General features: G+C 60.1%; 22 protein-coding genes and 2 pseudogenes. 14 read left to right on the top strand and 10 right to left on the bottom strand.

Annotated features, from left to right (window positions below):
* The first annotated feature begins 341 nt into the window (after nt 1–341).
* The 8 genes from IB265_RS30930 to IB265_RS30895 all read left to right on the top strand — a co-directional run bounded on the left by IB265_RS30930 (nt 342) and on the right by IB265_RS30895 (nt 10,449).
* Nucleotides 342–3,290, top strand: a complete 2,949-nt coding sequence (locus tag IB265_RS30930; RefSeq protein WP_309140529.1) for a molybdopterin-dependent oxidoreductase — start codon at nt 342–344, stop codon at nt 3,288–3,290.
* Nucleotides 3,287–4,162: a 4Fe-4S dicluster domain-containing protein gene (locus IB265_RS30925; protein WP_192495664.1), complete on the top strand. Its 876-nt coding sequence runs from the start codon at nt 3,287–3,289 to the stop codon at nt 4,160–4,162. The genes IB265_RS30930 and IB265_RS30925 overlap by 4 nt, the downstream gene beginning before the upstream one ends.
* Nucleotides 4,155–4,796 carry a TetR/AcrR family transcriptional regulator gene (locus IB265_RS30920; RefSeq protein WP_246806102.1) on the top strand — a complete coding sequence of 214 codons (642 nt, stop codon included), beginning with the start codon at nt 4,155–4,157 and terminating at the stop codon, nt 4,794–4,796. Before IB265_RS30925 ends, IB265_RS30920 begins: the two co-directional genes overlap by 8 nt.
* Nucleotides 4,797–4,944: 148 nt before the next feature.
* Nucleotides 4,945–6,930, top strand: coding sequence for an acyl-CoA synthetase (locus tag IB265_RS30915; RefSeq protein WP_246806101.1), 1,986 nt, complete (start codon nt 4,945–4,947; stop codon nt 6,928–6,930).
* Nucleotides 6,931–7,036: 106 nt separating this feature from the next.
* Complete coding sequence (locus IB265_RS30910) at nt 7,037–7,471, top strand: VOC family protein (protein ID WP_192495663.1); 435 nt, start codon at nt 7,037–7,039, stop codon at nt 7,469–7,471.
* A complete protein-coding gene (locus IB265_RS30905; RefSeq protein WP_057255129.1) occupies nt 7,468–8,145 on the top strand; it encodes a VOC family protein in 678 nt (225 codons plus the stop codon). The genes IB265_RS30910 and IB265_RS30905 overlap by 4 nt, the downstream gene beginning before the upstream one ends.
* A gap of 78 nt (nt 8,146–8,223) precedes the next feature.
* The gene (locus IB265_RS30900) at nt 8,224–9,180 is read left to right on the top strand and encodes a fumarylacetoacetate hydrolase family protein (RefSeq protein ID WP_192495662.1); all 957 of its coding nucleotides are present in this window, start codon (nt 8,224–8,226) and stop codon (nt 9,178–9,180) included.
* A gap of 204 nt (nt 9,181–9,384) precedes the next feature.
* On the top strand, nt 9,385–10,449 hold the full coding sequence (locus IB265_RS30895; protein WP_192495661.1) for an OmpP1/FadL family transporter: 1,065 nt from the start codon (nt 9,385–9,387) through the stop codon (nt 10,447–10,449).
* 121 nt (nt 10,450–10,570) lie between these two features.
* On the opposite strand, the gene IB265_RS30890 is transcribed toward IB265_RS30895, so the two are convergent.
* The 4 genes from IB265_RS30890 to IB265_RS30875 all read right to left on the bottom strand — a co-directional run bounded on the left by IB265_RS30890 (nt 10,571) and on the right by IB265_RS30875 (nt 17,081).
* The gene (locus IB265_RS30890) at nt 10,571–11,653 is read right to left on the bottom strand and encodes an alpha/beta hydrolase (protein ID WP_192495705.1); all 1,083 of its coding nucleotides are present in this window, start codon (nt 11,651–11,653) and stop codon (nt 10,571–10,573) included.
* Between the two features lie 217 nt (nt 11,654–11,870).
* Complete coding sequence (locus tag IB265_RS30885; RefSeq protein WP_192495660.1) at nt 11,871–14,921, bottom strand: efflux RND transporter permease subunit; 3,051 nt, start codon at nt 14,919–14,921, stop codon at nt 11,871–11,873.
* A complete protein-coding gene (locus IB265_RS30880) occupies nt 14,918–16,015 on the bottom strand; it encodes an efflux RND transporter periplasmic adaptor subunit (RefSeq protein ID WP_057255125.1) in 1,098 nt (365 codons plus the stop codon). Before IB265_RS30880 ends, IB265_RS30885 begins: the two co-directional genes overlap by 4 nt.
* A 1-nt stretch (nt 16,016) precedes the next feature.
* A complete protein-coding gene (locus IB265_RS30875; RefSeq protein ID WP_192495659.1) occupies nt 16,017–17,081 on the bottom strand; it encodes an efflux RND transporter periplasmic adaptor subunit in 1,065 nt (354 codons plus the stop codon).
* Between the two features lie 203 nt (nt 17,082–17,284).
* Here IB265_RS30875 and IB265_RS30870 point away from each other — a divergent pair, with 203 nt between their 5' ends.
* Nucleotides 17,285–17,914: a TetR/AcrR family transcriptional regulator gene (locus IB265_RS30870; protein ID WP_057255123.1), complete on the top strand. Its 630-nt coding sequence runs from the start codon at nt 17,285–17,287 to the stop codon at nt 17,912–17,914.
* A gap of 116 nt (nt 17,915–18,030) precedes the next feature.
* On the opposite strand, the gene IB265_RS30865 is transcribed toward IB265_RS30870, so the two are convergent.
* Together IB265_RS30865 and IB265_RS30860 are read right to left on the bottom strand one after the other, a co-directional pair.
* On the bottom strand, nt 18,031–18,624 hold the full coding sequence (locus IB265_RS30865) for a hypothetical protein (RefSeq protein WP_192495658.1): 594 nt from the start codon (nt 18,622–18,624) through the stop codon (nt 18,031–18,033).
* A gap of 12 nt (nt 18,625–18,636) precedes the next feature.
* Nucleotides 18,637–18,837, bottom strand: a complete 201-nt coding sequence (locus IB265_RS30860) for a hypothetical protein (RefSeq protein WP_156414745.1) — start codon at nt 18,835–18,837, stop codon at nt 18,637–18,639.
* Nucleotides 18,838–19,187: 350 nt separating this feature from the next.
* Here IB265_RS30860 and IB265_RS30855 point away from each other — a divergent pair, with 350 nt between their 5' ends.
* Nucleotides 19,188–19,880, top strand: coding sequence for a TetR/AcrR family transcriptional regulator (locus IB265_RS30855; protein ID WP_210334636.1), 693 nt, complete (start codon nt 19,188–19,190; stop codon nt 19,878–19,880).
* A 113-nt stretch (nt 19,881–19,993) separates the two neighbouring features.
* Here IB265_RS30855 and IB265_RS30850 read toward each other — a convergent pair whose 3' ends face one another.
* On the bottom strand, nt 19,994–20,602 hold the full coding sequence (locus tag IB265_RS30850) for a TetR/AcrR family transcriptional regulator (RefSeq protein ID WP_057255120.1): 609 nt from the start codon (nt 20,600–20,602) through the stop codon (nt 19,994–19,996).
* 322 nt (nt 20,603–20,924) lie between these two features.
* On the opposite strand from IB265_RS30850, the gene IB265_RS30845 reads away from it, so the two are divergent.
* Nucleotides 20,925–21,587, top strand: a complete 663-nt coding sequence (locus IB265_RS30845; RefSeq protein WP_192495657.1) for an FMN-dependent NADH-azoreductase — start codon at nt 20,925–20,927, stop codon at nt 21,585–21,587.
* 92 nt (nt 21,588–21,679) lie between these two features.
* Here IB265_RS30845 and IB265_RS37030 read toward each other — a convergent pair.
* Nucleotides 21,680–21,915 (bottom strand): annotated as a pseudogene (locus tag IB265_RS37030) (LysR family transcriptional regulator); the annotation flags it as partial.
* Nucleotides 21,916–22,311: 396 nt separating this feature from the next.
* Between IB265_RS37030 and IB265_RS30840 the strand changes: the two are divergent.
* Both IB265_RS30840 and IB265_RS30835 read left to right on the top strand, forming a co-directional pair.
* On the top strand, nt 22,312–22,905 hold the full coding sequence (locus tag IB265_RS30840; protein WP_057255118.1) for an ankyrin repeat domain-containing protein: 594 nt from the start codon (nt 22,312–22,314) through the stop codon (nt 22,903–22,905).
* A 13-nt stretch (nt 22,906–22,918) separates the two neighbouring features.
* A complete protein-coding gene (locus tag IB265_RS30835; RefSeq protein ID WP_112994301.1) occupies nt 22,919–23,431 on the top strand; it encodes a YHS domain-containing (seleno)protein in 513 nt (170 codons plus the stop codon).
* Between the two features lie 20 nt (nt 23,432–23,451).
* Here IB265_RS30835 and IB265_RS30830 read toward each other — a convergent pair whose 3' ends face one another.
* Nucleotides 23,452–25,638, bottom strand: a complete 2,187-nt coding sequence (locus tag IB265_RS30830; protein WP_192495656.1) for an adenylate/guanylate cyclase domain-containing protein — start codon at nt 25,636–25,638, stop codon at nt 23,452–23,454.
* Nucleotides 25,639–26,022: 384 nt separating this feature from the next.
* A complete protein-coding gene (locus IB265_RS30825; protein WP_057255115.1) occupies nt 26,023–26,298 on the bottom strand; it encodes a hypothetical protein in 276 nt (91 codons plus the stop codon).
* Between the two features lie 94 nt (nt 26,299–26,392).
* Here IB265_RS30825 and IB265_RS37025 point away from each other — a divergent pair.
* Nucleotides 26,393–26,488: pseudogene (locus tag IB265_RS37025) on the top strand (type II toxin-antitoxin system RelE/ParE family toxin); the annotation flags it as partial.
* Nucleotides 26,489–26,568: the final 80 nt, after the last annotated feature.

The raw sequence follows: 26,568 nt of genomic DNA, 5'->3' as shown, positions 1-26,568 counted from the left end.
CAACGTCAATGCCATGAATTGGAACCGTCGATTGCTGGGCTCGGGCTGTAGCGACGCGGGCGTATCTTTGGCCTGCTCACGCCTTCATCCCTCCACCGCCGCTCGGCCCTCATTTTGGAATTGACTAATTAGTCATTGTGATTTTATAGTCAATGTTGAGGAATGGGAGTTGGAGGAGAGCGATCAATGGACGTGCAAGCCTCGCGCTATGTCGCGATCAGGCCGTTTTTTCATGACGTCGAAAACGAACATTTCGACTGGCGGACCGCATCGATATGGTAGCCATAAGATCCAGAGTGAACCGGCAGGTTCTCAGAACTATCCTCTTTGCCCTGCCGAAGGTGCTCAACCACACGGCGTCCCGGGCTCCCGCGTTTGCGGAGCGGCTGAAGCAGCACGACGTCACCGCGTGGATCGGCCTGCAGGACGGCAGCATCGGCCGCATTGTAGAAATCCGAGGCGGCAAATTCCGCTCCCGTCCGGGCACGGCGGCCGAGGGCGAAGTGGTCATGTCCTTCAAGGACGTGGCGACCGCCTTGAAACTCTTGCTACCCAATCGCGATCAGGGTGAGATCATCCACGCGGCCAAGAACTTTAAGGTGGTGACCACCGGGCCCGATGAACTGATTGTCTGGTTCACCCAGACTCTCAACATGAGCGAGACCGCCGGCGTGGCCATGGGGATGCCCATGCCCGATGGCAGCCATCGCTTCACCACCTGCACCAACGGCGGTCCCCTGTTCGTCTATGTCAAGGATGGACGCATTCTGCGGGTTACGCCGATCGAGTTCGACGATACCGACCCGGCCACCTGGGTGATCGAGGCTCGCGGCCGCAAATTCAGTCCGCCTCGGCGGGCGCTGGTAGCGCCGCACGCCTTGACGATGAAATCCCTCGTCTATTCGGACAAGCGTATCCTCTACCCGATGAAGCGGGTGGATTTCGATCCCAATGGCGAACGCAATCCCCAGAACCGCGGCAAATCCGGCTACGTGCGGATCAGTTGGGATGAGGCGCTGGACATCGTTGCGACGGAGATCAATCGGCAGAAGCGCGTCCACGGGCCCGGTTCCATCACGTTCCCGATGTCGTCCCACCACCAGTGGGGCAATGTGGGCTATTACCTGAGCTCGCTGATGCGCTTCGCCAACTTGATCGGATTCACCCGGGTCGCGGCCAATCCGGACAGTTGGGAAGGCTGGTACTGGGGCGCAATGCATCATTTCGGCAATTCAATGCGGGTCGGCGTGCCTGCGGGCTATGGCGGGGTCGAGGATTGCCTGAAGGAAGCCGAGATGATCGTCTTCTGGTCCTGCGATCCCGAAAGCACCAATGGAGCCTATGCGGGGTTTGAGGGCACGACACGTCGTCTATGGGCCAAGGAACTCGGCATTGAGCTCGTGCATATCGACCCGCATTGCAATCCGACAGCCCAGTTGCTGGGCGGACGCTGGTTTCCCGTCCGGCCGCAGACCGACGCGGCCCTGGCCCAGGCCATCATGTATGTTTGGGTCAAGGAACGCCTCTATGACGAGGAATACGTCGCGACCCGCACCACCGGCTTCGACGAATGGAAGGCGTACCTGCTGGGCGAAACCGATGGCGTTCCGAAGACTCCTGAATGGCAGGAGGCCGAGACCGGCATACCTGCCAGGGACGTGCGCGCCCTGGCCCGCAAGTGGGGCGGCAGGAAGGTCTATCTAGCTGTTGGCATGACCGGCACGGGGTTCGGCGGCGCAGGCCGCGGCGCGACCGGAGCCCAGTGGGCCCGCTGCATGATCATGATGATGGCCATGCAGGGCTGGGGCAAGCCGGGCGTCAATTTCGGCGGTCTCCAGATCGGGGTCCCGCACGACTTGCATTTCTATTTTCCGGGCTATGCGGATGGAGGGATTTCCGGCGACCTGGCGTGGACCGGCAATGCGGTCAACAATTATCAGCGCATGCCCCATATCCTGACGATGAATCCCGTCAAGCAGATGGTGCCGCGCCAGCAACTGCCCGAGGCGATCATCACCGGTCACGCCACCGGCTATCTCTGGGACGGCATGGCCCAAGAGGCCCAGTTTGCGCCTTTCAGCTATCCTATGCCGGGCTACTCGCCGATACACATGATCTACCGCTACGGCGGATCGTCCCTTAGCACCGTAACTCGATCGGGACGCTGGGTGGACGCCTATCGGCACGAGAGCATCGAGTTTGTGGTGAACCAGTCCATCTGGATGGAGGGCGAGGCCCAGTTTGCCGATGTCATCCTGCCGGCCTGCACTTCGCTGGAGCGCTGGGACATCGGCGAATGGGCGAATTCCGGAGGCTACGCCCACCACGGCGTCAACGTGGTCAACCATCGCGTCATCACCCTCCAGCATAAGTGCATCGAGCCCTTGGGCGAGTCGAAGTCCGACTACGACATATTCACAGCCATCCTGACCCGGCTGGGCCTGGGCGCCGTCTTCAGCGAAGGCTGCAGCGAACTCGACTGGGTCAAGCGGGTGTTCGATTCGTCAGATCTGCCCGGCGAAATTTCCTGGAAGAAATTCTGTCGCAAAGGTTACTACGTCGTGCCGCCCGAAAAGCCGGAACTGCGCCAGCCCGTCGACATGCGCTGGTTCGCCGAGGGCAGGCGCAAGGATCTGCCGGAACCACTTCCGATGCCATCCCAGTATGCCGAAGAGTTCGGCATGGGCCTGCAAACGCCGAGCGGCAAACTCGAATTCGTGCCCGAGATCCTCAAGCGGAACACGGCGGACAATCCGGATCGGCCACCGATCAATCACTACATTCCCTCCTGGGAAGGGCGGCGCACCACCGAGCTGACGGAGCGCTATCCGCTGCAGATGATCGCCACACATAGCCGCTACAGCTTCCACACCAGCATGGATGGCAAGAACAGCGCGGTTAATCAGGTGGAGGACCATCGTGCCTTGGTTGCAGGCCATCGCTTCTGGTTGCTGCGGATCAACCCGGCCGATGCCGCCACCCGCGGCATTGGTCATCGTGACCTGGTGAAAATCTTCAACGATCGCGGAGCCGTGATCTGCGCCGCCGACATTTCGGCCCTGGTGACCCCGGGCGTCGTCAAGTCCTATGAGGCCAGCGCCGAGTTCCAGCTTATCGAAGTTGAAGGAGAGACCGCAGAGGTCGGCGGCTGCTTGAACATCCTTACCCCGGACCGGTCGCAGACCCGCGGAACCAGCAGCATGGCTCCCAATTCCTGCCTTGTGCAAATCGAGAAGTGGCAGAACGCGGACGCCTTCAAGATGGCTGCGCGGCGTAGGAGAAAGTCTTGAGCAAATGGAATCTGATCATCAACGTCGGCCGCTGCGAGAACTGCCACAATTGCGTGATCGCGGACCGGGACGAACATGTCGGCAACGACTTTCCGGGCTACGCGGCGCCGGCTGCTGCAGTGGGAGAGAGTCCGATCCGCATCCTGCGCCGCGTACAGGGCAGTGCGCCGATGGTGGAGACCACCTATTTGCCAGTGATGTGCAACCACTGCGATGACGCGCCCTGCATGCGATATGCGGGCGACGCCATCCGCAAACGCGACGACGGTATCGTTATCATTGATCCAGAGAAGGCTAAGGGCCGCAAGGACATTCTCGGCTCGTGCCCGTACCGGGCAATCGTCTGGAACGAGGAGCAGCAGGTGCCGCAGACCTGGATCTTTGATGCCCACCTGCTCGATCAGGGCTGGCAGCGGCCTCGCTGCCAGCAGAGTTGTCCGACGGACGTCTTCGAGGCGGTGAAACTAGATGACGCCGCTATGGAGCTAAAGGCGGCCACCGAGGGGCTCAAGGTGCAAAAGCCCGAGCTCGGAACCAACCCCCGCATCTGGTACCGGGGTCTGGAACGGTGGGAGACATGCTTCATAGGCGGCAGCGTCAGCGCCGACATCGCCGGGGCGGTGGAATGTCTCGAAGGGGCGGAGGTAACCCTATCCCAGGCAGGCAAGCGTCTCGCGAGAGCCACGACGAACAGCTTCGGCGATTTTGGCTTCGACGGTTTGCGGGGTGACGGAAGCACATATCGTGTCGAAGTGTCCCATGCCCATGGCAGCGTCTGGCGCGACTGCGTCCTGTCCGAGAGCGTCTATCTGGGCGAACTGAGGTTGGCCCGTCCCGGCGCCGCAGATTCGCGGGGGGGCGCCGATGCTTGAGAGTGATAACTGCCGCTCGGGCATGCCCCACCGGCGAACAAGCCGGCAGGAGAACCGGGAAACGAATGTTGCCCGTATTCTAAGCGCGGCAGAGAAATTGTGCGCTCTCTATGGTTCCAGGAAAACGAACGTGTGCGACATCGCCAGCTACCTCAAGATGTCGCCAGCAAACGTCTATCGTTTTTTCTCTTCCAAAGTGGCGATATATGACAGGCTTGTTACGCGGGTGCTCGAAGACAATTTTCCCGTCATCCAACTCGGCTCCGGAACCCTTACGAGTGCCGAAACGCTCCGAGAGTTCATGCTGGGGCTGCATGGAGGGGCCCTTGCTCTCATGCGGGATGAGGACAAAATATTCGAGCTGCTCACGATCGCCGATGATGAGCGCTGGCCCGCTTTCGAGGCACACGCACAACGCGTTAAGGGCATCGTCGCTGAACTTGTCGAACAGGGTGTTGATGCACAGGAATTTCGACAACAGGACAGTGTTCGGGCCGCTGAATGCCTTTGCGCGTCAACTGCGGCACTCTGGGAGCCCAAAGCGATAAAGAATTTCAATCTCAGGCACCCGCTCATCACGCCCGAAGTCCTGATTTCCTTCAGTGTTGCGGCCCTCCGGAAGGGTCCTTCTTAAGGCTGGCGATGATTGCCGGCACCAGTCTCGCTGCAGTGCCATTGGTGCTGCAGGGCCATAGGACCTGGGCGGATGGCGGCTCCGACGCTGCGGAGTTCGTGCTCCAGGCACTTGAGATCGAGCCGGAGGAAGCTCGTCGCATCGCTAATTGGGAGTTGCCGCCGGTGTCCAAGTGAGCCGGCGCAGACCTACAGGGAGGAAGATCACTATGCTCGCAAAAACCCATGGCGGCGTCAGTCGCCCCATTGCCACATTGCCCGATGTTGAGGCATTCGAGCAAATCCCTTTGCCGGAGCGTAACCTCCCGGCAAGCACCTATGAGATGCTTGCGCACGGCGCCGCTGTCGCGCCGGATCAGCTTGCCCTGTCCTTCTTTCTGCGCTCTGAAAACTTCCGTGATCCCGTCGTCTGGACGCACGCCGAGCTCCTCGCTGACATCACGAGGACAGCCAATGCCCTGCGGCGGCTGGGCATCGGTCGCGACGACGTCGTGGCCTTCGTGCTGCCCAATCTGCCCGAAGCGCATTTCGTGATCTGGGGTGGCGAGGCGGCGGGCATCACCTTCGCGATCAATCCGCTGCTTGAATCGGGACAGATCTGCGAGCTCCTCATTGCCGGGAAAGCAAAATGGCTCGTCACACTGGCCCCCTTTCCGGGAACAGACATCTGGCAGAAGGCGATCAAGGCCGCGGCGAATGTACCGGATTTGCAGGGAATTCTGACCGTCAGTTTTGAACCGTATTTCCGCGGCACCACCGAGGAAGCCACGGAGGTACGCTCACAGGCTCGGGATGTCGGCGGCCTTTCTATCCCCGTTCTCAGCCTGCGTCAGGAAATTGCCGGGGAACGCGGCGACGGGTTGACCTTCGAGATGCCCAATCCCGGAGATATCTCTTCATACTTCTGCACGGGCGGCACAACCGGACTGCCCAAGATCGCCGCGCGCACCCATTTGTCGGAGGTGTTCGACGCCTGGTCCACCCAAGCCTTTATCGGGAGTGTGTTCGCACCGGGCAAGGCGATCTTCTGCGGCCTGCCGCTCTTCCACGTCAATGGACAGTTGGTGACAGGCCTCATCCCGTGGTCGCAAGGCGGGCATGTCGTCATGGGCACGCCGCACGGCTATCGCGGAGAGGGAGTTATTCCGTCCTTTTGGGAGATCGTCGAACACTATCGTGTCGTGGCCTTCTCGGGCGTTCCGACTGTATACTCGGCACTGATGCAGGTGCCGGTCGGCGGCCGCGACATTTCGAGCGTCGGCTACGGTTTTTGCGGCGCGGCTCCGATGCCCGTGGAACTGTTCCGCACTTTCGAAGAGACGATTGGAATCCGCATTCTGGAGGCCTACGGCCTGACGGAAGGCGCCTGTGTTTCCAGCGTCAACCCGCCGGAAGGCGAGCGGCGTGTCGGTTCGATCGGCCTACGCCTCCCCTACCAGCAAATGGCAGTGGTCAGACTCGACGATTCGGGCTTCACCGGGTTCGCCGGGACGGACGAGGTCGGCGTGCTCGCGATCCGCGGGCCGAATGTCTTTGCCGGTTACATCAATGCCGAACACAACAAGGGCCTCTGGCTTGAGATTGACGGCGAGCGCTGGCTGAACACCGGCGATCTCGCCCGCCAGGACACTGACGGCTACTTCTGGCTGACCGGTCGCAAGAAGGAGCTCATTATCCGGGGCGGGCATAACATCGATCCGAAGCTGATCGAAAATGCCGTGCAAGATCACCCGGCGGTACAGCTTGCCGCAGCGGTGGGAAGACCCGATGAGCGCGCGGGAGAACTGCCGGTGCTCTACGTCCAATTGAAGCCCGGGACGACCGCAACGGAGGCGGATCTGCTTGCCCATGCCGTCGGCCGTATTCCCGAGCGCGCTGCGCACCCCAAATCCGTCCGGATTCTGCCCACGCTCCCCGTCACACCCGTCGGCAAGCTCTTCAAGCCAGCGTTGTCGATGCTGGAGATCGAGGATGTCGTCCTTCAGGAGGCGGCGTCGTCCGGCGTGGAGCTCGAATCGCTTTCGGTCATTCAAGACGCCCGGCTCGGGCTGCTTGCAAGAATTACAGCAGAGGGCGATCCACGCCTATTGCGCGAAAAACTGGGCCACTACGCCTTTAAGGCGCAATTCCTCTGAACACTCGCGAGAAGAAAAGGAAGCCAGTCATGGCGATCAATTTTGCCCTTTCCGAGATCGGGGCGCCAGCACTCTCATGGGCAAACCAGCAGTCAGGAAACCAGTCATGAACGCTCCAACTCGAATCCTCGTCACCCACCTTCAACACCACGTCTTCTACGTTACCGACCTGGAACGCTCAAAGGCTTTCTATATCAAGGTCTTCGACCTGCAGTTCTCCGCTCTCAACCATCCCGACAGCAGCGCCGCGATGCGTTTGTCGCAGCAGGAAATGCATTTCTTCTCATTCGGCTTCCACCATCACGACATCTGCCTGGTGAAGCATCACAAGCTGAAGATGGACAACAATTCCATGCTCCACTTCACGCTAGCCGTGAAGGACGCAGAGGCATTCGACGAGATCAGACGCCGCGCACGAGACATGGACTTACCGATCCGCGAGGGGCGCATGCTCGCCTCCGCGCGCCCTGTACCGCGTGCTTTTTGCCTCCAGGACCCAGACAGGCACTGGATCGAGATCATTGAGGAGCCCAGCAGATGAGCAATACCGCATTCGTTCCCCCGAACGTCCTGCCCCCATTCAAGCTACGCTTCGCAGGCCTCCTGAAGCGGAAATGGTTTCGCGAAATGGTGCTGTTGTGGCCGACGCTGACGAAGCGGCGGTTCTCCAACAAGACTGAGGACTACGGCGTCTTCAAGCCTTCGCTCGTTTCTCATATCGGACAGCTCTCCATCTATGTGCGCGACATCGCGCGAAGCCGGGCCTGGTACGAGAAAGTTGCCGGCATGATCCATAGCCGCACCTGCGAGCTGGAGCCGCATCCGTTCAAGGAAGGGTGGCGCATTCGCTGCTGCTACATGAGTGCAACTGACCACGAGGAATGCCTCGTGCTCGTCGAGGAATACGATCCTTCAGGCAGGATTACCGTACCTTCGGGCATGAGCTTCTTCCATTTCGCGCTCGAGGTGAAAGGAAACCAACTGGAGGATGTCCTGGCCTTTGCCAAGCAACAGCAGGCCGACGGATTCCAGTTGAACTACGGTCCAGTCCGCCACAACAGCGAACCGCCTTTGGGCGACGGCGAGACCGGCGGAAACGTGGCCTGCTATCTCTACGACCCCGACTGGCACAATGTCGAATTCTGCGGGGCAATGGACACGATCGAGAACTATCGCGAGCGATACGGGGAGCTCAAGGGCAAGGACCGCGCCTAACGCCGCGCCGACCTTCAAAGTGCTGTGAGCGGAGATTCGAGCCGCTTTCCAAGCGGCCCCCTCAAAAAAGGAAATGAAATGGTTGTTAAAGTGACCCGATTTGCGATCGGTGGAGAACCCTTGTGGGGAATTTTGGATGGAGAAGAGATCGCACCCCTCGAAGGCACCTTCGTCTCGACTGCCGACATCCTGCGCCTTCCTCCCACTGAGCTCAAGGCGCGGGCAGGCGCTGAACGTTTCCCGATCAACTCGGCAACCATTCTGAGCCCCGTCACAGCGCCGGCGCAGATCGTTTGCCAGGGTCTGAATTATGCAGATCACGCGGATCAATCGGGGCATGCGTCACGCCAGAAGAACCTGCTCTTCATGAAGGCCGCCTCCTCGCTATCCGGAGCGTTCGATCCCGTCATCCGGCCGACAGGATGTCAGATGCTCGACTACGAAGTGGAACTTGGGCTTGTCCTGAAGCGACCACTAACTGCAGGCGACCACGTCACCCGAGAGACCCTCGGCGATTTCATCGGCGGACTCGTCATGTGCAACGACATATCAGCCCGCGACGTCATGTTCGGTGAAGCCTTCTTGCAGTGGTTCCGCGGCAAAAGCGCCCGGACCTTCTGCCCTTGTGGTCCGTGGCTGGTCATTCCCGAAGCGGACGAGGTGGCGGATCTGCTCGACAGGATTGAGATCCGTCTCTGGCTGAACGACGAACTGCGGCAGTCGGCCCATTCCCGGGACTTCGTCTTTCGCCCGGAAACCTGCCTCAACGACATTGCGTCTCTAATGGACCTGGCTGCGGGCGATCTGGTCCTGACGGGGACGCCGGGCGGCGTGATCCTGCAAGCGAGCGCCCCCCTCGCCCAAATCCTGACGACCAAGCTCTTCAAGGATTCGGAGCGGAAGGAAGCGATCATCCAGGAGGCGACCGCGCACGCACGTTACCTCGCACCGGGCGACATAATGCGTGCCGAAATGCGCACCGATGACAGCGCGGTCGATTTTGGCAGGCAATTGCTCGCAATCGCGGACGCGTGATCTCGGCGAGACCAGGACGCGCACGCCGTGGCCGCCCGCACCACAGTCTAATCGGCGGAGGTGTGAAGGGCTCGGGTGTCACCTTCTGGTCTAGCCCCTTGACCTGGAGCAGCCGGCAACGCGCAGGGCTGCAGGCAAAGAGAGCAATGCGCATTTCCTTGGGCTTTGCGGAAAAGCGACACGTCTCGGAGGAGGGAGACCCGCATGAAAGCTATTAATTTGTCGACCGGATTGTTCAGCTGTCTTTTGGTCACACCGGCGATGGGAGGAGGCTTCGATCTCCTGGGGCAGCCGAATGAAGCCCTTTTCGAGACGGGACGCTACGTCGAATTCGGGATCGGCTTTGGCAGTCCGAACGTGGGGGGACAAATCATTGCCGTCGGGCCCCCGTTTGCTTCCGGCGATACGGCGCCCTCGGTTCCATTCTACAATGGCGCCTTCAAGGCCGATATCAACGAACAATTCTCAGGAGCGGTCATCGTAGACAATCCCTATGGGCGCAGAGTCGAGTACGATAGCGGGCCGCTGTCCGGCCTGTCGGGAAAAGTCGAGTCGATCGCAGTCACAGGTTTGCTGCGTTACAAGCTCACGGATCGTTTCAGCGTCTTCGGCGGACCCAGACTGCAACGTATGGGTGGCGACACCGATATCTCAGTTTTCGCAGGCGGCGTGCCTGCCGGTATTGGCAATGTCACCTTTGACGACACCTGGGTGGCGGGCTACGTGGTTGGGGCGGCCTTTGAAATCCCGGAGAGCCATGTCCGGATCGCAGTCACATATAATTCCGCGATCGACTACGATTTCGACACGTCCGGTGCCTATCAAGGGACCACGGATGTCGAGACCCCGCAATCGGTCAACGTCCATCTCCAGGCGCCGATCAGCCTTTCCACGTTGCTCTTCGCGACAGTTCGCTGGGCCGATTGGAGCGAACACACGATCAATCCGCCGGGCTACCCTTTGGGATCACTCGTCCACTTCAACGACACGACGACCTACACGCTCGGCGTGGCACAGATGTTCAGTGAACAATGGTCGGGTTTCACAACTCTGACATATGAACCCTCGACCGACGTATCGGCTGAAGGGCCGCTCGACGCAACCGACGGTTTGTGGGGCGCCACGCTTGGGGCGATCTATACGAAGGACGGGATGAAAATAACCACCGCTATCAGCTACCACCAGTTCGGTGATGCGTCGGGTTCATTCGGAAATTTTACGGACAACGATCTCGTCAGCGCCGCCGTCAAAGTGGGGTATTCGTTTTGATCCTCGCCGCCGGAAACGGCGTCGCAGATCGACTGGATGATCTCGACGGTGCGCGCCAAGGGGCGCCAAACATGAATGGAGGCAGCTAGGCAGAAAACAGGTCTGCCAAGCAGACCTGTCATCAATACGCGATCCTCCCATCCACGATCTGCCCGCTCGAGGGAGAAAGTTCGCGTTTCAAAACTTCGCGCGCATCGCCGCTGATGACCGAGACCGGAGCCGCAACGGCCACGCGCGCTGCAGACCCGGCGAAATTGGCGGCGGCTACTCCCACGCGATCCGCGAACGTCTCCTCGCCGCCCGAAATCGATTGGCCGGCCAGACGCCGGCCGAGCAGACGCACGATCTCGGGACTGTCAGCAAAGGCATTGTGGCCAAGCGGATCGTTTGACGTAATGGCGCTCGTGTCGATGACTGACACGCCCAACTCCTCGAGCGCAGCGGCATAGGGTCTGAGATCGGATCCTCCGACGCGGTCAACTCCGCCCGACAGAAAGCCCGAAACCTCGAGCGCCTTGTCACGTGTGGATGTCAGAATCGCAAAATGCGGCCGCTTTGGTCCCATTTCGATAAACTGCCGGCGAAACACATCGATGTCGATGTCCGGCGATGCAAGGATGACATTCTTGATTTTGGCCGGGATCGATTTTTCTCGCATGGCAACACCGCGCAGTGCCTCCGCCGCGAGCCAGGTCCCCATCGAATGCGCGAGAATCGTCACTTCGTCGACATCGGGGCTTCGGGTGGCCTGAAGGAGCAGGTCCTCCAAGGCTCGCCGTGAGTAGTTGGCGCTCTCCTTGTCATAGAGGTAGTCGAAAACGCGAGCCCGCGATGGCCAGGCGAAGAGTATAGGTGCCGCATCGGTGCCCGAGTCGTGTACGATCTGGGCGAAGCGAAAGACGGCGTCGGCATAAGTGTTGTTGAAGCCATGAACAAAGATGAGCACCTGCCGCTTGGCGTTCCGATTCTTGCGAAACCATGCGAGAGCCTGCCCTTCCGTCGCAACCTTGCCGACTTCAAGGATTGCAAACTCCTTTTCCGGATTCGGCGGAACGCGTGAGGGCCACTGCACCTCGCCGATCTTGCGGTTTCGATCCGGAGGAATGGAGACGGTGAGGTTATTCAGCGAGATCGCCGTTCCACGCTCGCCCGAATAGAGGCGGCCGGGATCGTCGGATGGCCTTCGCGTCGTTGCCACCAGCATGCTCACCCGGCTGGCGTCGTTGGCTGCCACCTGATGAGGCTGAAGGACGTTCTCCACCCGGGTCGCGCAGCCGGAGGCGAGGACACATAACACAATAAGGGAAGCAAGCGCCCGCGGCGGAAACGCATACATTGCAGCGGTGCGGTGCGACAGGGCAGTTCGTTGCGGCCCCCGGGCGAAACCACGCCCGGGGAATGAGATCTTGGGAATTGTCATGTCAGTTCTGCCCGATCTCACGCGGTATCCGGAACCAGGCGACATAGAGCGCCGGCAGGAAGAGGAGCGTCAGTGCCGTGCCCACGACGATACCGCCCATCATTGCATAGGCCATGGGTCCCCAGAATATCTCGTGCGAGATCGGGATCAGCGCCAGGGTCGCGGCTGCGGCCGTCAGCATGATTGGCCGCATTCGGTGTTCGGTCGCCTCCACGACCGCCGTCCAGGGCGACTTTCCCGCGGCTCGCAATTCCTCGATCTCCACGATCAGGATCACCGAGTTGCGGATGAGAATGCCGACGAGTGCGAGCACGCCCAGGAGGGCGACGAAGCCGAGCGGGGCATTGCTCATGAACAGCGCCGCGACGACACCAATCAGCGCCAAAGGGGCAACCGAGAAGACCAGGAAGAGCCTGTGGAAGCTCTGAAGCTGGATCATCAGCAGGGTCGCCATGATAAGGAGCATGGCCGGCGCCACCGTGGCGATTGGCCCCTGCGACTTGGCGCTTTCTTCGACCGCGCCGCCGACTGCAACGGAATAGCCAACCGGCAGCGTCTTTTCGAACGCCGCAACCTTGTCGGCGAGCGCCTTCACGATGGTCGCCGGCTGCGTCGTACCACTGATCCCGGCCTTGATCGTGATGGTCGGGACCCTGTCGCGCCGCCAGATCGTCGGCTGTTCGAGCTCGTAACGGAACGTTGCGACCGATGAGAGCGGAACCGACTGACCGTTGCTGCTCTGCAGTTGCAGGTCGAGCAGCGTGTCGATCGAGCCGCGCTCCTTTTCCGAGGCACGACCGACGACATTGACCAGATAGATGTCGTCCCGGACCTGCGTTGCGGCGTCACCTTGTACGACGGTGTTGAGCGCCATCGCGATGTCTTGGGACGAGACACCGAGCTGCCGCGCCTTGTCCTGCAGCACGTCGATCTTTACGACACGTGCCGGTTCATTCCAGTTGAAGGCGAGATTCTTGAGGGAAGGATGGGCACCGATGACAGACCCCAGCTTCTGTGCCAGGTCGCGCACCGTCTGGAGGTCTTCGCCGGACACGCGGTACTGAATCGGCTTGCCGACCGGCGGTCCGATTTCCAGCAGCTTCACATAGGCGTCAGTGCCGGGAAAGGCCTTCTGGAGGTAAGCTTCCGCTTCTTGCTTCAGCTTGTCGCGGGCGTCGAGCTCCTTGGCGACGATAACGGTCTGACCGAAGGAAACGTCTGCCGGCTGCACGTCGAAGGAAAGGATGAAGCGCGGCGCGCCCCTTCCGACATATGTCGACCAGTGATCGACCGCAGGGTTTCCGGCCAGCATCTCGCGCTCGAACTGAGCCATTTGACGGCTCGTTTCGGCAATCGAGCTGTTCTGCGGCAGGTTCCAGTCAACGATCAGTTCCGGCCTGTCAGAGCTTGGGAAGAACTGCTGCGGCACCATCGTCAGACCCGCGAGCGAACCTGCGAAGAGGAGAACGGTCGCGAGGATCGTCATCCAGCGCCAGCGCAAGCAGAACTGCAGCATGCTCGAGAATGCCCTCGCGAACCGGCCCTTGTGTTCGGCATGCTTCTTCATAGTCTTCGGCAGCAAGGTAACGCCGATGAGAGGCGTGAACAGGACGGCAACGATCCAGGAGACGACGAGCGATACGGCGATCACGACGAAGAGGGTGAAAGTGAATTCGCCGGCGCTGCTCTTGTTGAAGGCGACCGGGATGAAGCCCGCGACGGTCACGAGCGTGCCGGTCAGCATCGGAAAGGCCGTGGACGTGTAGACGTAGGTGGCGGCCTTCCTGAGACTGTCACCCATTTCCAGCCGGGCCACCATCATTTCGACCGCGATCATTGCGTCGTCGACGAGAAGACCGAGTGCGATAATGAGCGCACCGAGCGAGATTCGCTGCAGTGAAATGCCCGAATAGAGCATCACCATAAAGGTGATAGCGAGAACCAATGGGATCGCGATCGCCACGACCAGGCCTGCCCGGAAACCGAGACTGATAAAACTGATCGCGAGCACGATGGCCACCGCCTCGAACAGGGCCTTCGTGAAGCCTCCCACGGCCTCGTGAACGACTTTCGGTTGGTCGGATACCTGTTCGACCGAGACGCCGACGGGAAGATCCTGAACGATCCCGGCCATCGTCTTTTCGAGCGCTTCGCCAAAGGCAAGCAGGTTACCGCCGGTCTTCATGCCAATTGCGAGCCCGATGGCCGGTTTTCCCTTGAATCGGAAGAGCGAGGTCGGCGGGTCGACATAGCCACGCGTGATGTTGGCAACGTCTGTCAGCGGGAAGAATCGGTCGTTTACCCGTAGGTTGATCCCACGCAAGGTGTCTTCGGAGATAAAGCGTCCTCCGACCCGCAATGCGACGCGTTCTGGTCCCGTCTGAATGAAACCCGACTGGGTGACGGCGTTCTGCGCCTGCAGCGTGGAAATAATGTCGGCGCGATTAAGGCCGAGGGCCGCGATCTTGCGGGTGGAGAACTCAAGATAGATGACCTCGTCCTGCGCGCCGACGATGTCGACCTTGCCGACGTCCGCAATCTTGAGGATCTGGGTACGGGCATCTTCCGCGAAGTCCCGCAGTTCCCGGTGACTTAGCCCGTCGCTGGTTAAGGCAAATATATTGCCGTAGACATCGCCGAACTGGTCATCGAACAACGGACCGATGACGCCCTGAGGGAACTCGTGTTTGATGTCGTCGATCAGGTTGCGCACCCGCGACCAGGTGGGCTTTACATCCTGCGCATTCGTATCCGGCAACAGATCGACGAAGACGATCGTCTGGCCGGCGGTTGTGATACTGCGGGTGTGTTCGAGATTGTTGAGTTCCTGCAGCTTCTTTTCGATGCGGTCGGTAACCTGCTGCGTCACTTCCTGGGCAGAGGCGCCGGGCCATTGGGCCTGGATCACCATCGTCTTGATCGTGAAGGATGGATCCTCTTCACGGCCAAGGCTTAGATAGGCAAACGCTCCCGCCACTGCGAAGATGATCATGAAATACCAGACGAGCGAGCGGTGCTCGAGCGCCCAGTCTGAAAGATTGAATTTGTTCACGGGCGATTATCCTGTTCAGTTCTCACACTCTGCCCCTCGGCAAGTTCATTCACGCCGGCGACGACGATCTCTTCGCCATCCTTGAGCCCGGAGAGGACTTGGACAGAACGGATGTCCGTGGAGGAGCCGTCGAGCCGCACGGCTTTGAGCGAGACGGTGTGTGTCTCCGGGTCAACCACCCAGACACGGTCGGCGCCGTCCTTCTTGACGACGGCCGTTGCCGGTACGTCGATCGCCGCCCCTTGCCGAACGCCGGCTGGTGCCGCGGTCACTACCGATCCCAGCCGGAAGACCTCCGGCGCCTCATCGATGGCGATTTTCAGCCGATGAGTACGAGTACCGGCATCCGCCTGCGGGCCAATTTCGCGCAGGACGCCGGAGGTCTGCAGCGCGTCATCGAGTTGGAGGGCAATGTCCGCTCGGTCCCCCAGACGCAACGATCGTAGATACGTTTCGGGAACGTCGACGACTACGTCGCGCTGATCAAGACGCGCAAGCTTCAGGACAGGCTGCCCGGCAGTTACCGTCTGTCCGACTTCGACCCAGGTCGCAGTCACAACACCATCGAACTCGGCCTTCAACACAGCATAGCCAAGCTGCTCGCGTACCTTCTCCAGGCTGGCATTTGCCTTGCCGACGCCCGCCCAGGCCGATTTCAGCGCCTGATCGGCGAGGTCCAGATCCGCGGTGCTCGCGGCGCTCGTCGAGGCAAGCCTCCGCTTGCGGTCCTGCGTCAACAAGGCGTTCTCGAACTGCGCTTCAGCGTTGCGCAGATCGGCTTCGGCGCTGCGGACCGCAAGCTGAAGAGCAAACGGATCGATTTCAGCCACGACATCGCCGGCACGCACGAGGTCGCCAACATTTACCTTGCGCGACACGACGCGTCCCAAGGTTCGGAATGCAAGATCGGTCTCAACCCTGGCCTGGACGATCCCGGGGAGGCGCACTAGCTGCACGTGCGCTGCACTCACCGCAACGGACTTGACCGGCCGCGGCCTGGCGGTCTCACCTGCGCCGGCATCCTGACTACAGCCGGCAAGAATCGCCAGCGCTGCCAGGAGTGAAAACGAGACTTGGGGACGGTAAGCAACCATCTTACTTGCCCTCCCAGGCCACCACTTGGCCTTGCTTGAGGAACTTTCCGCCCTCTGTGACGATCAGGTCTTGCGGGGCGATCCCGCCCTCCACGATCAGATCGCTTTGCCGGTACTTAGCGACTGCGATCTTTTGCAGCGAGACGGAGTTCTTCACGGGGTTGATGCGCCACACGGCGGGCTCGCCCATCGCGGAGGCGATCGCGCCGGCGGGCAGGACAATCCCCTTGCGTGACGGCGAACGGAATTCACCGACAACCGGCGTGCCAAGCGGCCATTGCGCATCTTCCGCAAGCGCCACCTTGATGCGGATCGTTCCGGTTCTCGTGTCGATGAAAGGAGCGATCTCCCTGACGGTCGCTTGAGTTTCGAGCGCGCGATCCCCGACCGGTGCGACACCGACCTGCGCCAATGGCCGTCCTTCGAGAAAGAAAGCCTCGAAGACGTCGAAAACGGCGTCGCGGGGGCCGTCATGGGCGAGAGTGAAGGCAGGCTGCGCCGCGGAAACCACCTGGCCGACTTCGATCTCGCGCGCGGTGATGATCCCTCCCGAGCCGGCCTTCAACTCGGTATGCGACAATGCGTCCTTGGCCGTTGCCAACGCCGCTTCCGCAGCATCCAGTGACGCTCGTGCCGTTCGCAGTTCCTTGTCAGCCTGATCGAAGGTCGCCTGAGCAATCGAGCGTGAGCGCAATAGCGCGTCATACCGTTCGAACGTCAGGGCCTTTTGCTTGACGATCGCCTGCGCCGATTCGAGCCCAGCGCGGGCTACCTCCACATCGGCCCGTTGTTCGGTATCGTTGAGACGAGCGAGGACGTCGCCGGCGTGCACATGCGATCCAACGTCGACGAGACGCTCGATAACCCTGCCGCTGACGCGGAAGGACAGATCGGATTGGATCCGTGCCTTGACTTCGCCGGTAATCTCTGCGGCCGGTTGATACTCGGCCGCAGACGCGCGAACCGCCCGAACCTGCTGTGGTGGCGCGGCCACTTCGGCTTTGTCTTCGCAAGCGGCGAGATAGGCGCAGGCGAGACCAATTCCAATCAAACGAAAGGGCTGCATGTTTTTCTCCACAGCGGTTTGCAATCAAAAGGGTGGTGCGCTAGTATCACTGACTAACGGGTTAGTCAATTAGTTGAGCAAGGCGCCGGGATGATCACAGTTGCCAAAGCGGCGAACCGTCTGTACCCGGGCTAACCTGCTAGGATTGCTTGCAACCAGGCGACTCGAACAACCGGTCCAATCCAGCAGGAAATGGAAGTGTGATGACAAAGACCGAAAAGAAGACCTCTCGGGCGGAACAAAAAGCCAGGCGCCCTCAGGAGATCCTCGAGGCCGCGTTCGAAGAATTTACCGTCAAGGGATACGCGGCGACGCGGGTGGAAGACGTTGCTGCCCGCCTCGGGGTGACGAAGGGCACCGTCTATCTCTATTTTCCGACGAAGGACGTTCTCTTCGAGGAAATGTTCCGCCATATGTCGACCCCGTTCGCGGACCTGCTGGCGTCTGTCGGCACACTCGAAGGTTCGACGGCGGACCAGCTACGGGCCCTTCTGCTCCTGGCATACGAAAAGATCGCCGACGACCGGAAAACAAGAGAACTCCTGCGCTTGTCATTGTCCGAGGGGACGCGCTTCCCCGACATTGTGGACCGACACCATGACGAGTTCATCGCTCCGTTGATCGCTGCCGTCCGTACGCTCGTCGATGAAGGCGTGGCATCGGGAGAATTCCGCGAGGGGGCCGCGTCAAAGTTTCCCGACGTCGTCGCCAGTTCGATCCTTCACGTTGCCGTGTGGCGCCTGATGTTTGCGGATCGAAAGCCGATTGATGGGCCTGCCTTCATCGAGGCGCATTTCGACCTGGCCCTAAACGGACTGTTACCGCGTTCATAGCCCCAGGTGGATCTTGCCGATCTCTGTGCACCTCTAAAGTCGCATAGAATCTCCTATCTTTTCCGGTGTGGAACTCGAACCGGGCCGGATCGTCCCCGCCTACCGAATGTTCCTTATCAGGGGATGGCGAGACTTCGAATAAACTGCTCGCCTCCGAGCACGATGAAAGACACGACGGCCATCATAAGGCCCCGCCGGAAGCGCACCTGTTTGATGATCCTGACGCGAGACGTCTTGAGCAGCTCGGCGCCGAGCACCGAGGTCCAGTCGGATCTCAGCGCCTCTCGGACGAAGTCTTTGAGATCGGCAAATGTGTCGGGTTCGACATAGTAGACGCGCTGATCGGAAGCAGCGGACGTTTTCCCGAGCAGGTCCTTTTCTGCGCGGGTTCGGCTCGGATAGAGCACTTGCCCGAACTGCAGGATCGGCAGGATGACAACGCCCCAGACCACGGCGAAGAACAGCGGGCCAAGCGGTGCACGCGTCGGCAGGAGATCGCCGAAATGCAGCACCAGATTGAGTGCCAGGATGTAGCCGGCGCCAACGATCTGCGCCTTGGTGTCATAGGAGCGCGCCGTCACTTGCGTTTCCTGCAATGCGGCAAGGAGCATCCTGTCTACATAATCCTGCTTGTTCTCACTCGGCGAGGCGTACATCGGGGTATCCGATCGAAGAGAGCGCTCAAGGAGCGAGGCTGGGGTCTCCGGCATGGCTGTTCCGCCTCAGTGCAGCCGTACGGCAGCAGGCGCCGCGAGTGCACGCGGATCTATCGCCGGCTCGTCCGTCTCCCGAAATTGGTTGACGGCGATATAGGAGACCAGCGTCAGCATGGTCGCGACTGCGAGTCCGAGGACTTCGCAACTGCCAGAGAGATAAAGGCTAGCAACACAGACACAAAGAAACTGACCGGACGACGGGCGCATGAAAGCCTCCGCTCGAAAGGTTCGAGGTTGTAAGGGTTTGACGATGAGAAGGCCTACGCATGATCAAATTTGACCTTCGAGTTGACTAATATGTCAATTCGACCTTAACGTCAATATGAGAATTACGCTTTTGTACGATGCAGGAGTTCTCTCCTCGCCGAGCCTAGCGCCGGGAATACGGGGGCGCGATGATAGTACTTCTTGCGCACTGGGTTTGCCGGTAGCTTTACGACGGCTGCAGCGGCACGATCGCACAGAACTAGCCGGTGCTGCCCCTCCGCGACTTAGAAAGGTCGTCGCATCTGGTTAGGGCTGATAACTGGACATTCTGGTCAATATGACCTATTTGCATGAAAAGTTTTCAGGTTGTCTGTACCGTGGCCAAAATCGATCCGATCCGACGCGCCGAAATCGGGCGTGAAAAGCGCGCGAGAACTCGAGCGCAGCTTGTTGCTGCCGCCAATTCGCTGTTTGCTAGGCAGGCGGTGGAATCTGTCACAGTGGATGACGTGGTCAAGGAGGCCGGCGTCGCCAAGGGAACCTTCTACGTTCATTTCGACAGCCTGGAGGCAGTGACCGCAGCGGTCGCAGAGGAACTGGTGCGGTCCTTCGACGAACTGCTTCAGCCGGGCCGGGGCTCCCTCACCGACCCTGCTCTAAAGATTGCCTTCGGGTGCTACTCATTCATCGACAAGGCTCTCAAAGACCCTCTATGGGCCAGCGTTGTCGCAAGACTGGCGGCAGCGGCGCCGAAGGGCGGCGAGATTGCCCGCCGCCGCCTCTTCGAAGACCTACAGCAGTTCTCGAAGGCATTGCCGGACGACGGGGTGTCTGCAGAGCTGAAACTGGAGATTGTCGTCGGAATCATGCTCCAGATCTTACGCGCGCTCGGCGAAGGAAGGTTGTCCTCGATCGACCGTGACGCTGCCATCAGCGCGATTCTGCGCGCGATCGGCCTCAATGCCCAGGAGGCCAAGTCTGTCCTTATGCGCTTACCGGCAACTCCCATGTCGGACAATTCCTCGCGAAGCGCGACCAAGTAGCGAACATGCGGGGCGGAGCAAGCTTCGCGATTTCGGACTGCTTTGCGAGCGGCACACCCCGGGGGCATGGTACATGCTCTCTAATGCCGACACGGAAGCTTCGCCAGAACCCATCAAGGACTCGGGCTCTTGGGTCGGGCGCTCCCGATGGCCCGAAGTGCCGCTTCCAGGGCCTGGCTGGACAATTCAGGGGGGGCGACTCGTTGGAGAATGCCACGGGTCACCTGCAGCCAAATTCCAACGAGGATGTCGACAGCCAGTTCCGGGTCCCTCACTGTCATATGCCCTTGGGCAATCGCCTCAGCAATCTCGGTTTTGAGATTGTCGCGAACACTGCGGGCGAACTCGCCGCGGGTTTGCGCGCTCTGAACGACCAACCGCGCCCAGCCAGTGTCTGAAATCGCTTTTTCCAGTGATTGCGTGAAGGCGAAAGAAATACGGGCGATAGGGTCGCTCATCTCGAACCGATCAGGCGACAGCACGTCGTCGAAACTCCGGCCGAGTTGCCCGGTTACCTCAGAAACCAACTCCTCGATATTCTGGAAGTGATAGTAGAAGGTGCCCTTGGCGAGGCCCGCTGCCTCTGCAACAGCTTCCACTGTGAGGGCCTTGGCGGGCCCTTGCGCGAGCAACATCGTCCCCGCTTCGACGATTTGCGCGTGCGTCCTGGCCCGCCTTTCGCGCCCGATCTTCGCCCGGCGCTCCATATTTATCTTTGCCATTCGTCAACCTGCTCCGCAAATCCCGTGGCTCGCTATGAGCATATAGTCGTTTTGACTATTGCGTTCAATTGTATTGGAGCTTTCGCTTCCCGGCGCCGCGCCCGATCGACGGATGCGGCAGGCCAAGCCATCCTGAAAGGGCAACCGCAAAATCGCGACAGAGGCGATCGAAAGCTGGCGTGACCCATTTCTAATTTCCAGATGATCAGTGAACTTTCATATTGACTATATCGTCGAAATGACTTTATAATCATTTCTGTTGATCGAGACTTCCATCTTGCTCAGCCCCATCCCCGCTCAATTCCGTGTGTGAGGTTCATCGATGCCATCCCTCCTGCATCTCGATTCCAGCATTCTCGGCGGAAACTCCGTCAGCCGAGCGCTTTCGGCGGCTGTGGTCACACGCCTTAAGGATCTCAATCCTGGCTTTGACGTGGTGTATCGCGACCTTGCAGCCCAGCCGATCCCACACCTCTCAGGCAACTACGTAGCCGTGGTCAGGGGAGGCTTGGAAGCGAGCCATGATGCCGCGCTTCAGGTCGACCTTGCGCTTGGCCAAGCTGTTCTGGAAGAGTTCCTGGCAGCCGACACCGTCGTTCTCGGCGTAGCCCAGTATAATTTCAGCGTGCCCAGCCAACTGAAAGCGTGGATTGATCGAATCGCCGTCCCGGGCAAGACGTTTCGGTACACCGAAAAGGGACCCGAAGGCTTGGTGTTCAACAAGCGCGTCATCATAGCGTTGGCGCGCGGCGGCTTCTACGGACCGGGTTCACCAGCAGAGAAATTGGAGCACACGCTGAGCTATCTGAAGAGCGTGCTGACTTTCATCGGAATCGCCAGTCCTGAGGTTATCACTGCAGATGGGGTCAACGTAAGTTCCGAGCAGAGAAAGTCGTCGCTGAAGGAGGCAGCGGCAAAGGTTGCCGAGCTAGAAGATAGCAAAAGCATGTTGGAGAGTCCGTCCGCTCGGGCCTTAATCGCTTAAAAGTGCCGTCTGCCAAGAGAATTAGGAGAGCCAAGCCATCAGCCGGGGACCGGGGCCGACTACCCGGCACGCCGCGCCGCGGGAAGGCCAGGGAAGTCGATGCCCCTCACCTCCATGGGCTCGAACTTGCGGTTGGGCAGATCGATGCCAAGACCTGCGGAGACCAACGACACCAGCGAGAAGGTGTCGTCGCAGTATAGGCGAAACTCTTCGACAGATCGTGCTCCTCGAACTTTTTAGTGAAATATCGCTCAGTGTCAGAGAGGTTCTGCCGTGAGAACGAGATGATCTTCTCGCCCTTCAGATCCTCCACGCCGATCTCGCTTCGGGCAAGGCGACGACACGCGACGTGCTGACGAGGCTCTCGCGCGCAGCTGGTCGGGGCCCCAATCGACTGTGCCCCGGCATCGCCCTCCCCCACGCAGTTAAAGCCAGCGCACCATTTTGCCTGAGGCAATGCCGGCCGGACAGATTCACGCGTTTGACACCAAGCACCCCTTTGGTGGACCTCACCGCGGCACAATCCGCGTTAGATACGCTGTGCAGTCAGGGCCGGTGCTATGCCGCACAGTGTTTGACAAAGACCCGCGTGCCCGCTTTGAAACCTACTACTCTCCTTATGATTGTGATCGCCCACAAGGAGGGGCCTACACGAGACTAGGCGCGTCGCCGCCTACCCAAAAAACAGGGTCCATGCTATTTTAGAAGCCTAGAAAGGCCAGCCATGCGCGGGTTATTGGCATTGGAAACGCTGATCTTCACGGCGACAATCGCCGCCGCGGGGAATTCCGTGTTCGATGCCGTAACAGCCCGAGATTCCGCCGCTGTCGAGAAGGCTCTGGCCTCGGGCGCCGATGTCAACAGCCGGGCGCACGATCAAGCAACGCCTCTGATAAACGCTGCTTTGGCCGACCAGCTCGCAATCGCCGAGTTGCTGATACATAAAGGTGCCGACGTTATGGCGCGAAACTCTGGCGGCTTTACCCCGCTTCATGCCGCGGCCTTTTCTGGCAGCCTGCCGATCACCAAACTACTGCTCGCCCACGGCGCGACGCTCGACGATGCGGCCAATAAGGCGGGTGTGACGCCGCTGATGGTTGCCGGGGAGGAAAACCACGTCGCTCTCGCTACGTTTCTTCTCGCCAGGGGAGCCGATGTCGGCCGTGTGGAGGTTCACGGCTACACGCCCATCACACGGGCGTTTTGGAAAGGCAATACCGACATTGTCCGGCTGTTGAAGCGGCATGGCGCGACCTGTCCTCCGGCCAGCGTTTTGGGCGACGACGATTACATGAAGTGTTTGGGAATCCACGATTGAGCAGGAGGGAACGATGCATGCGATGAGCAAACGCGCTCCGACTCGGGGGCTTCGCGGCTCTGTGGCGATGGTTATCCTTGCGATCGCAGCCAATGTTGGTGGACCATCAGCTTTCGCCGATGACTCGGTGAACACAGGCTACTTCGGCGGCGTAGCGATCATGGGATACGACCCGGTCGCCTACTTCACCCGCGGCAAGGCAATGAAAGGTTCCGAGAAATTCTCCTACGAATGGCTGGGGACGCCCTGGCATTTCGCCAATGCCAAACACCGCGAAATGTTTATCAGCGAGCCGATGAAGTATGCGCCGCAGTATGGCGGCTACTGCGCGGGCGAGGTCGCATTCGGGTCAGTCACGGTAAACATCGATCCAGAAGCGTTCAAGATTATCGACGGCAAGCTTTACTTGACCTACGATCAGGGCGGTGCGAACTGGTTTGCGACCCACGCGGTGGAAGCAGTGGCCAAAGCCGATGACAATTGGCCGAAGATCGCGGCCGACCTCAAGCTGGATCAATATCACTGAACCGCCACGGATGCGCGTATCTATTTGACTGGCGAGAAGTAGAAGACCTTGCTCGAGTTCACGTAAGCATAGCCGCCTTCATCGGGCGAACTTGCACGTTTGTAGACCGGGCCGCAATCGGCTTGACCAAATGCGTTTTCACTCTGCTCACAGAGCAAGTCCCCCTTGACGAAAACCGTTTCGGTCATCATCTGCGTTGCTGAGCGGAATGCCGCCTTGCCATCGCGGTTAACCTGCAGGAGTGCCGGGCTTCCGGAGGGGCCGATCTTACCCCGCAGAAGTTTCCCCATGACCGTGCTCGCTATTTCGTCACTGTTCAACCGGTCGTGCGCGTCGCCTTGGAATCCGAATGGCCACTCCGGCATACCGGCCTCGCGCAGGGCATCGAGGATAAACGCCAAGTCCTGCGCGTTTCGAAAGTGGGCATGACTCATCCGCCAGCCCGCCAGGGACTCCGCAGATTTGCTACCGCCGAGCAGCCGGATTCCTTCGGCGACAGCCGCACGGGCATCCTCAAGCCGGGCGACCTGGACGTAGGCCATAGCGAGAGGGGTAACGAAATAGCCGTTTCCGGGCGAACCATCGCGCGCAAGCGCAAAATTTTCGATGGCCTTCACGTAGTCGCGTTGTAGATAGAAAATCAGCCCAGCGGTATACCGGTCGATGGCCGACAGGTTCGGATCGAGCTTGAGCGCCGTCTCGACGGCCGCAGCGGCTTCGGCAAGGTTTCCGGAGAACAGTTGAACGTATGCGACGGCCATCTGCGCTTCGGCATCGGCGGACCCGAGGGCTATCGCCTGCCGTGCTGAGGCGATGGCCTCTTCATAGCGTCGCTCCACGACCTGAATGACGGCAAGGACCGCGTACGGCGATGAAAGGGCGGGGTCGAGCGCCAAGGCACGGCTTGCCTTGTCGTAGGCCCTTTTTCGCGCCAATGCGCTCTGGAGAACGTCGTCAAATGCGTTTCGCCAGACGTAAGCGGTGGCGCGCGCGTCGGCCGCGAAGGCCTCAGCAAAACCGGGGTCGAGCGCCTCCGCCTTGTCAAACAGGGCTAGGGCCTCCAGCAACTCGGAAGGGCGTCCGGTCCTCGTCGCCTGCTCGGCCCGCAGATAATTGTCATATGCTTCAAGGTTCGCGGTCGGCGGTCGGGCAATCCGTTCGGTCTGCGACCGGGTCAACTCTAACCCGAGTGCCTTAGCGATCTGCCTGCTCATCTCGTCTTGCAGCACGAATACCTCCGCTTCGTCGCGGTCGAACCTCTTGGCCCAAACATGGTCGCCGCTTGCGATATCGATCAGTTGGGCATTGATGCGGATTTGATCCCCCGTTCGACGAACGCTGCCCTCGACGACAAAATGCACGCCGAGTTTGCGTCCGATGTCCGCCGCAGCTTCGGCTTTGCCTTTGTAAGCGAACACCGAATTCCGGGCGGTGACCTCCACGTCCGATAGACTTGCGAGATCGGTAATCAGATCGTCGGTGATGCCATCGGTGAAATAATCCTCGGCCGGGTCGCCGCTCAGATTAGCGAATGGCAGCACCGCAACCGATGTATGCTGCGGGGCAAACGACCATTGCCATGCGAAGACGATCGCCAAGGTTCCGATCAGCATCGCGGCGAGGCCCACTACCAAGATAATAGCCCGACGGCCGTGCCTGCGGCCGACCGTCAAGACCTTTCCCCCCTCGGATGGGTCGAGCAGAACGCGATAGACACGGACCGGGTCGGCTATATTTTTCAGGTGCTGCTCACCGAGGGCCGAAAAGCCGACATTGGCCTTGTGCACGGCGTGATCGAACGCGGTTCCGGATATACATATCCCGCCAGGCTGGGCCACACTTTGCAGTCGCGCGGCTATGTTCACGCCGTCGCCGTAGATGTCATCGCCTTCGACGATGACGTCACCGAGATTGATGCCAATACGGAACTGAATTCGCTGTGCCGCGGTAACAGCCTCGCAGCGGCCGGCCATTCTCCGCTGGATCACGGCGGCACATTGAACCGCGTCCACAACGCTCGCGAATTCAACGAGCGCACCATCGCCCATGAGCTTGATGATGCGGCCATGGAAGTCGGCTATGGCGGGATCAACCAACTCCCGGCGGCAGGCCTTCAGCCGCTCTAGGGTGCCAACCTCGTCCTCTCCCATCAGGCGGCTATAGCCGACAACATCAGCAGAGAGTATTGCGGTGAGCCGCCTCTCCATTTTCCCGCCCACACTCCAATGGCCAACTTTATCCTACCACTTCGAGGGCGCGCAGGCATCGCAATGTTCTAGTGAAGCCATCACGAAGCTTACATCGCATAGCCCTGATTTTGGCGGGCGTGCTGTGCTGTGTGCTCCACTCCATTGTCGCCCGCATGCTGCCGCTCCGGTGACACTCGCAACGTTTCGCCCGGCTTCAGATCAAGGAATGCCGTCAGGCCAGTACGACCACGCCAAGCCAGCCAGCAAGAGCGTTACCTCCTCGCCTTCCGCCAGCCAGCCGGCCTCGCCTCAGATTCGGAGCCGGCGCCGCTGCCTCGATCGCCTATGTAACGGGGCCGTCGAAGAGCAGGGAGACGCGGAGCCCTTGCCATTCCTTCAGCCTTAGCGGACTTTCACGTTGGCGTGCTGGTTGGCGGCATCGGTATCAGTAGCGGGCGTCTGGGTGTCATGGCCGGTGAAGGGACTGCCCTGACCGGGCGCCAAGGTACCACTATGGCCTGCACTGTTTGTCGTGAAAGCGTGTGTGTTGGAAGATGCTGTGCCGCCAGCCGCCAATCCGTTCTGTTGCGCTTGGAATAGATGGTCGTCCGCTTGGGCGATCGCACCGGAGGAGATCAGCAAGGCCGCCGAGGCGGTAATCAAGGTAACGATCCTCATTGCAGTAACTCCATCTTTTTTGTTGTCGAAGCGTATGACACGCCTGCTGGCGTCGTTATTCCTTTCGATGCGGTTGGCCACGATAGAATATGGGCTATCGCACAAGCCTTGGCGGTTGATCTACCGCGTCGTGGGATCGGACAGTATGGTCTATTGCGTCGCCGATGGGTCGCGAGACATGCAGTCATTCTCGAAAGGCGCCTATTCTGAGCAACAAGCTGAGGCTGTGCTGATACTGCGCTTAGGCTCGCCGTCAGGCGCTTTGTCGGC

This window comes from Ensifer sp. ENS10 (assembly GCF_014852025.1).
Classification (GTDB): domain Bacteria; phylum Pseudomonadota; class Alphaproteobacteria; order Rhizobiales; family Rhizobiaceae; genus Ensifer.
Note: the sequence above shows the minus strand (reverse complement) of the source record. Positions and strands in the feature narration are given on the sequence as shown.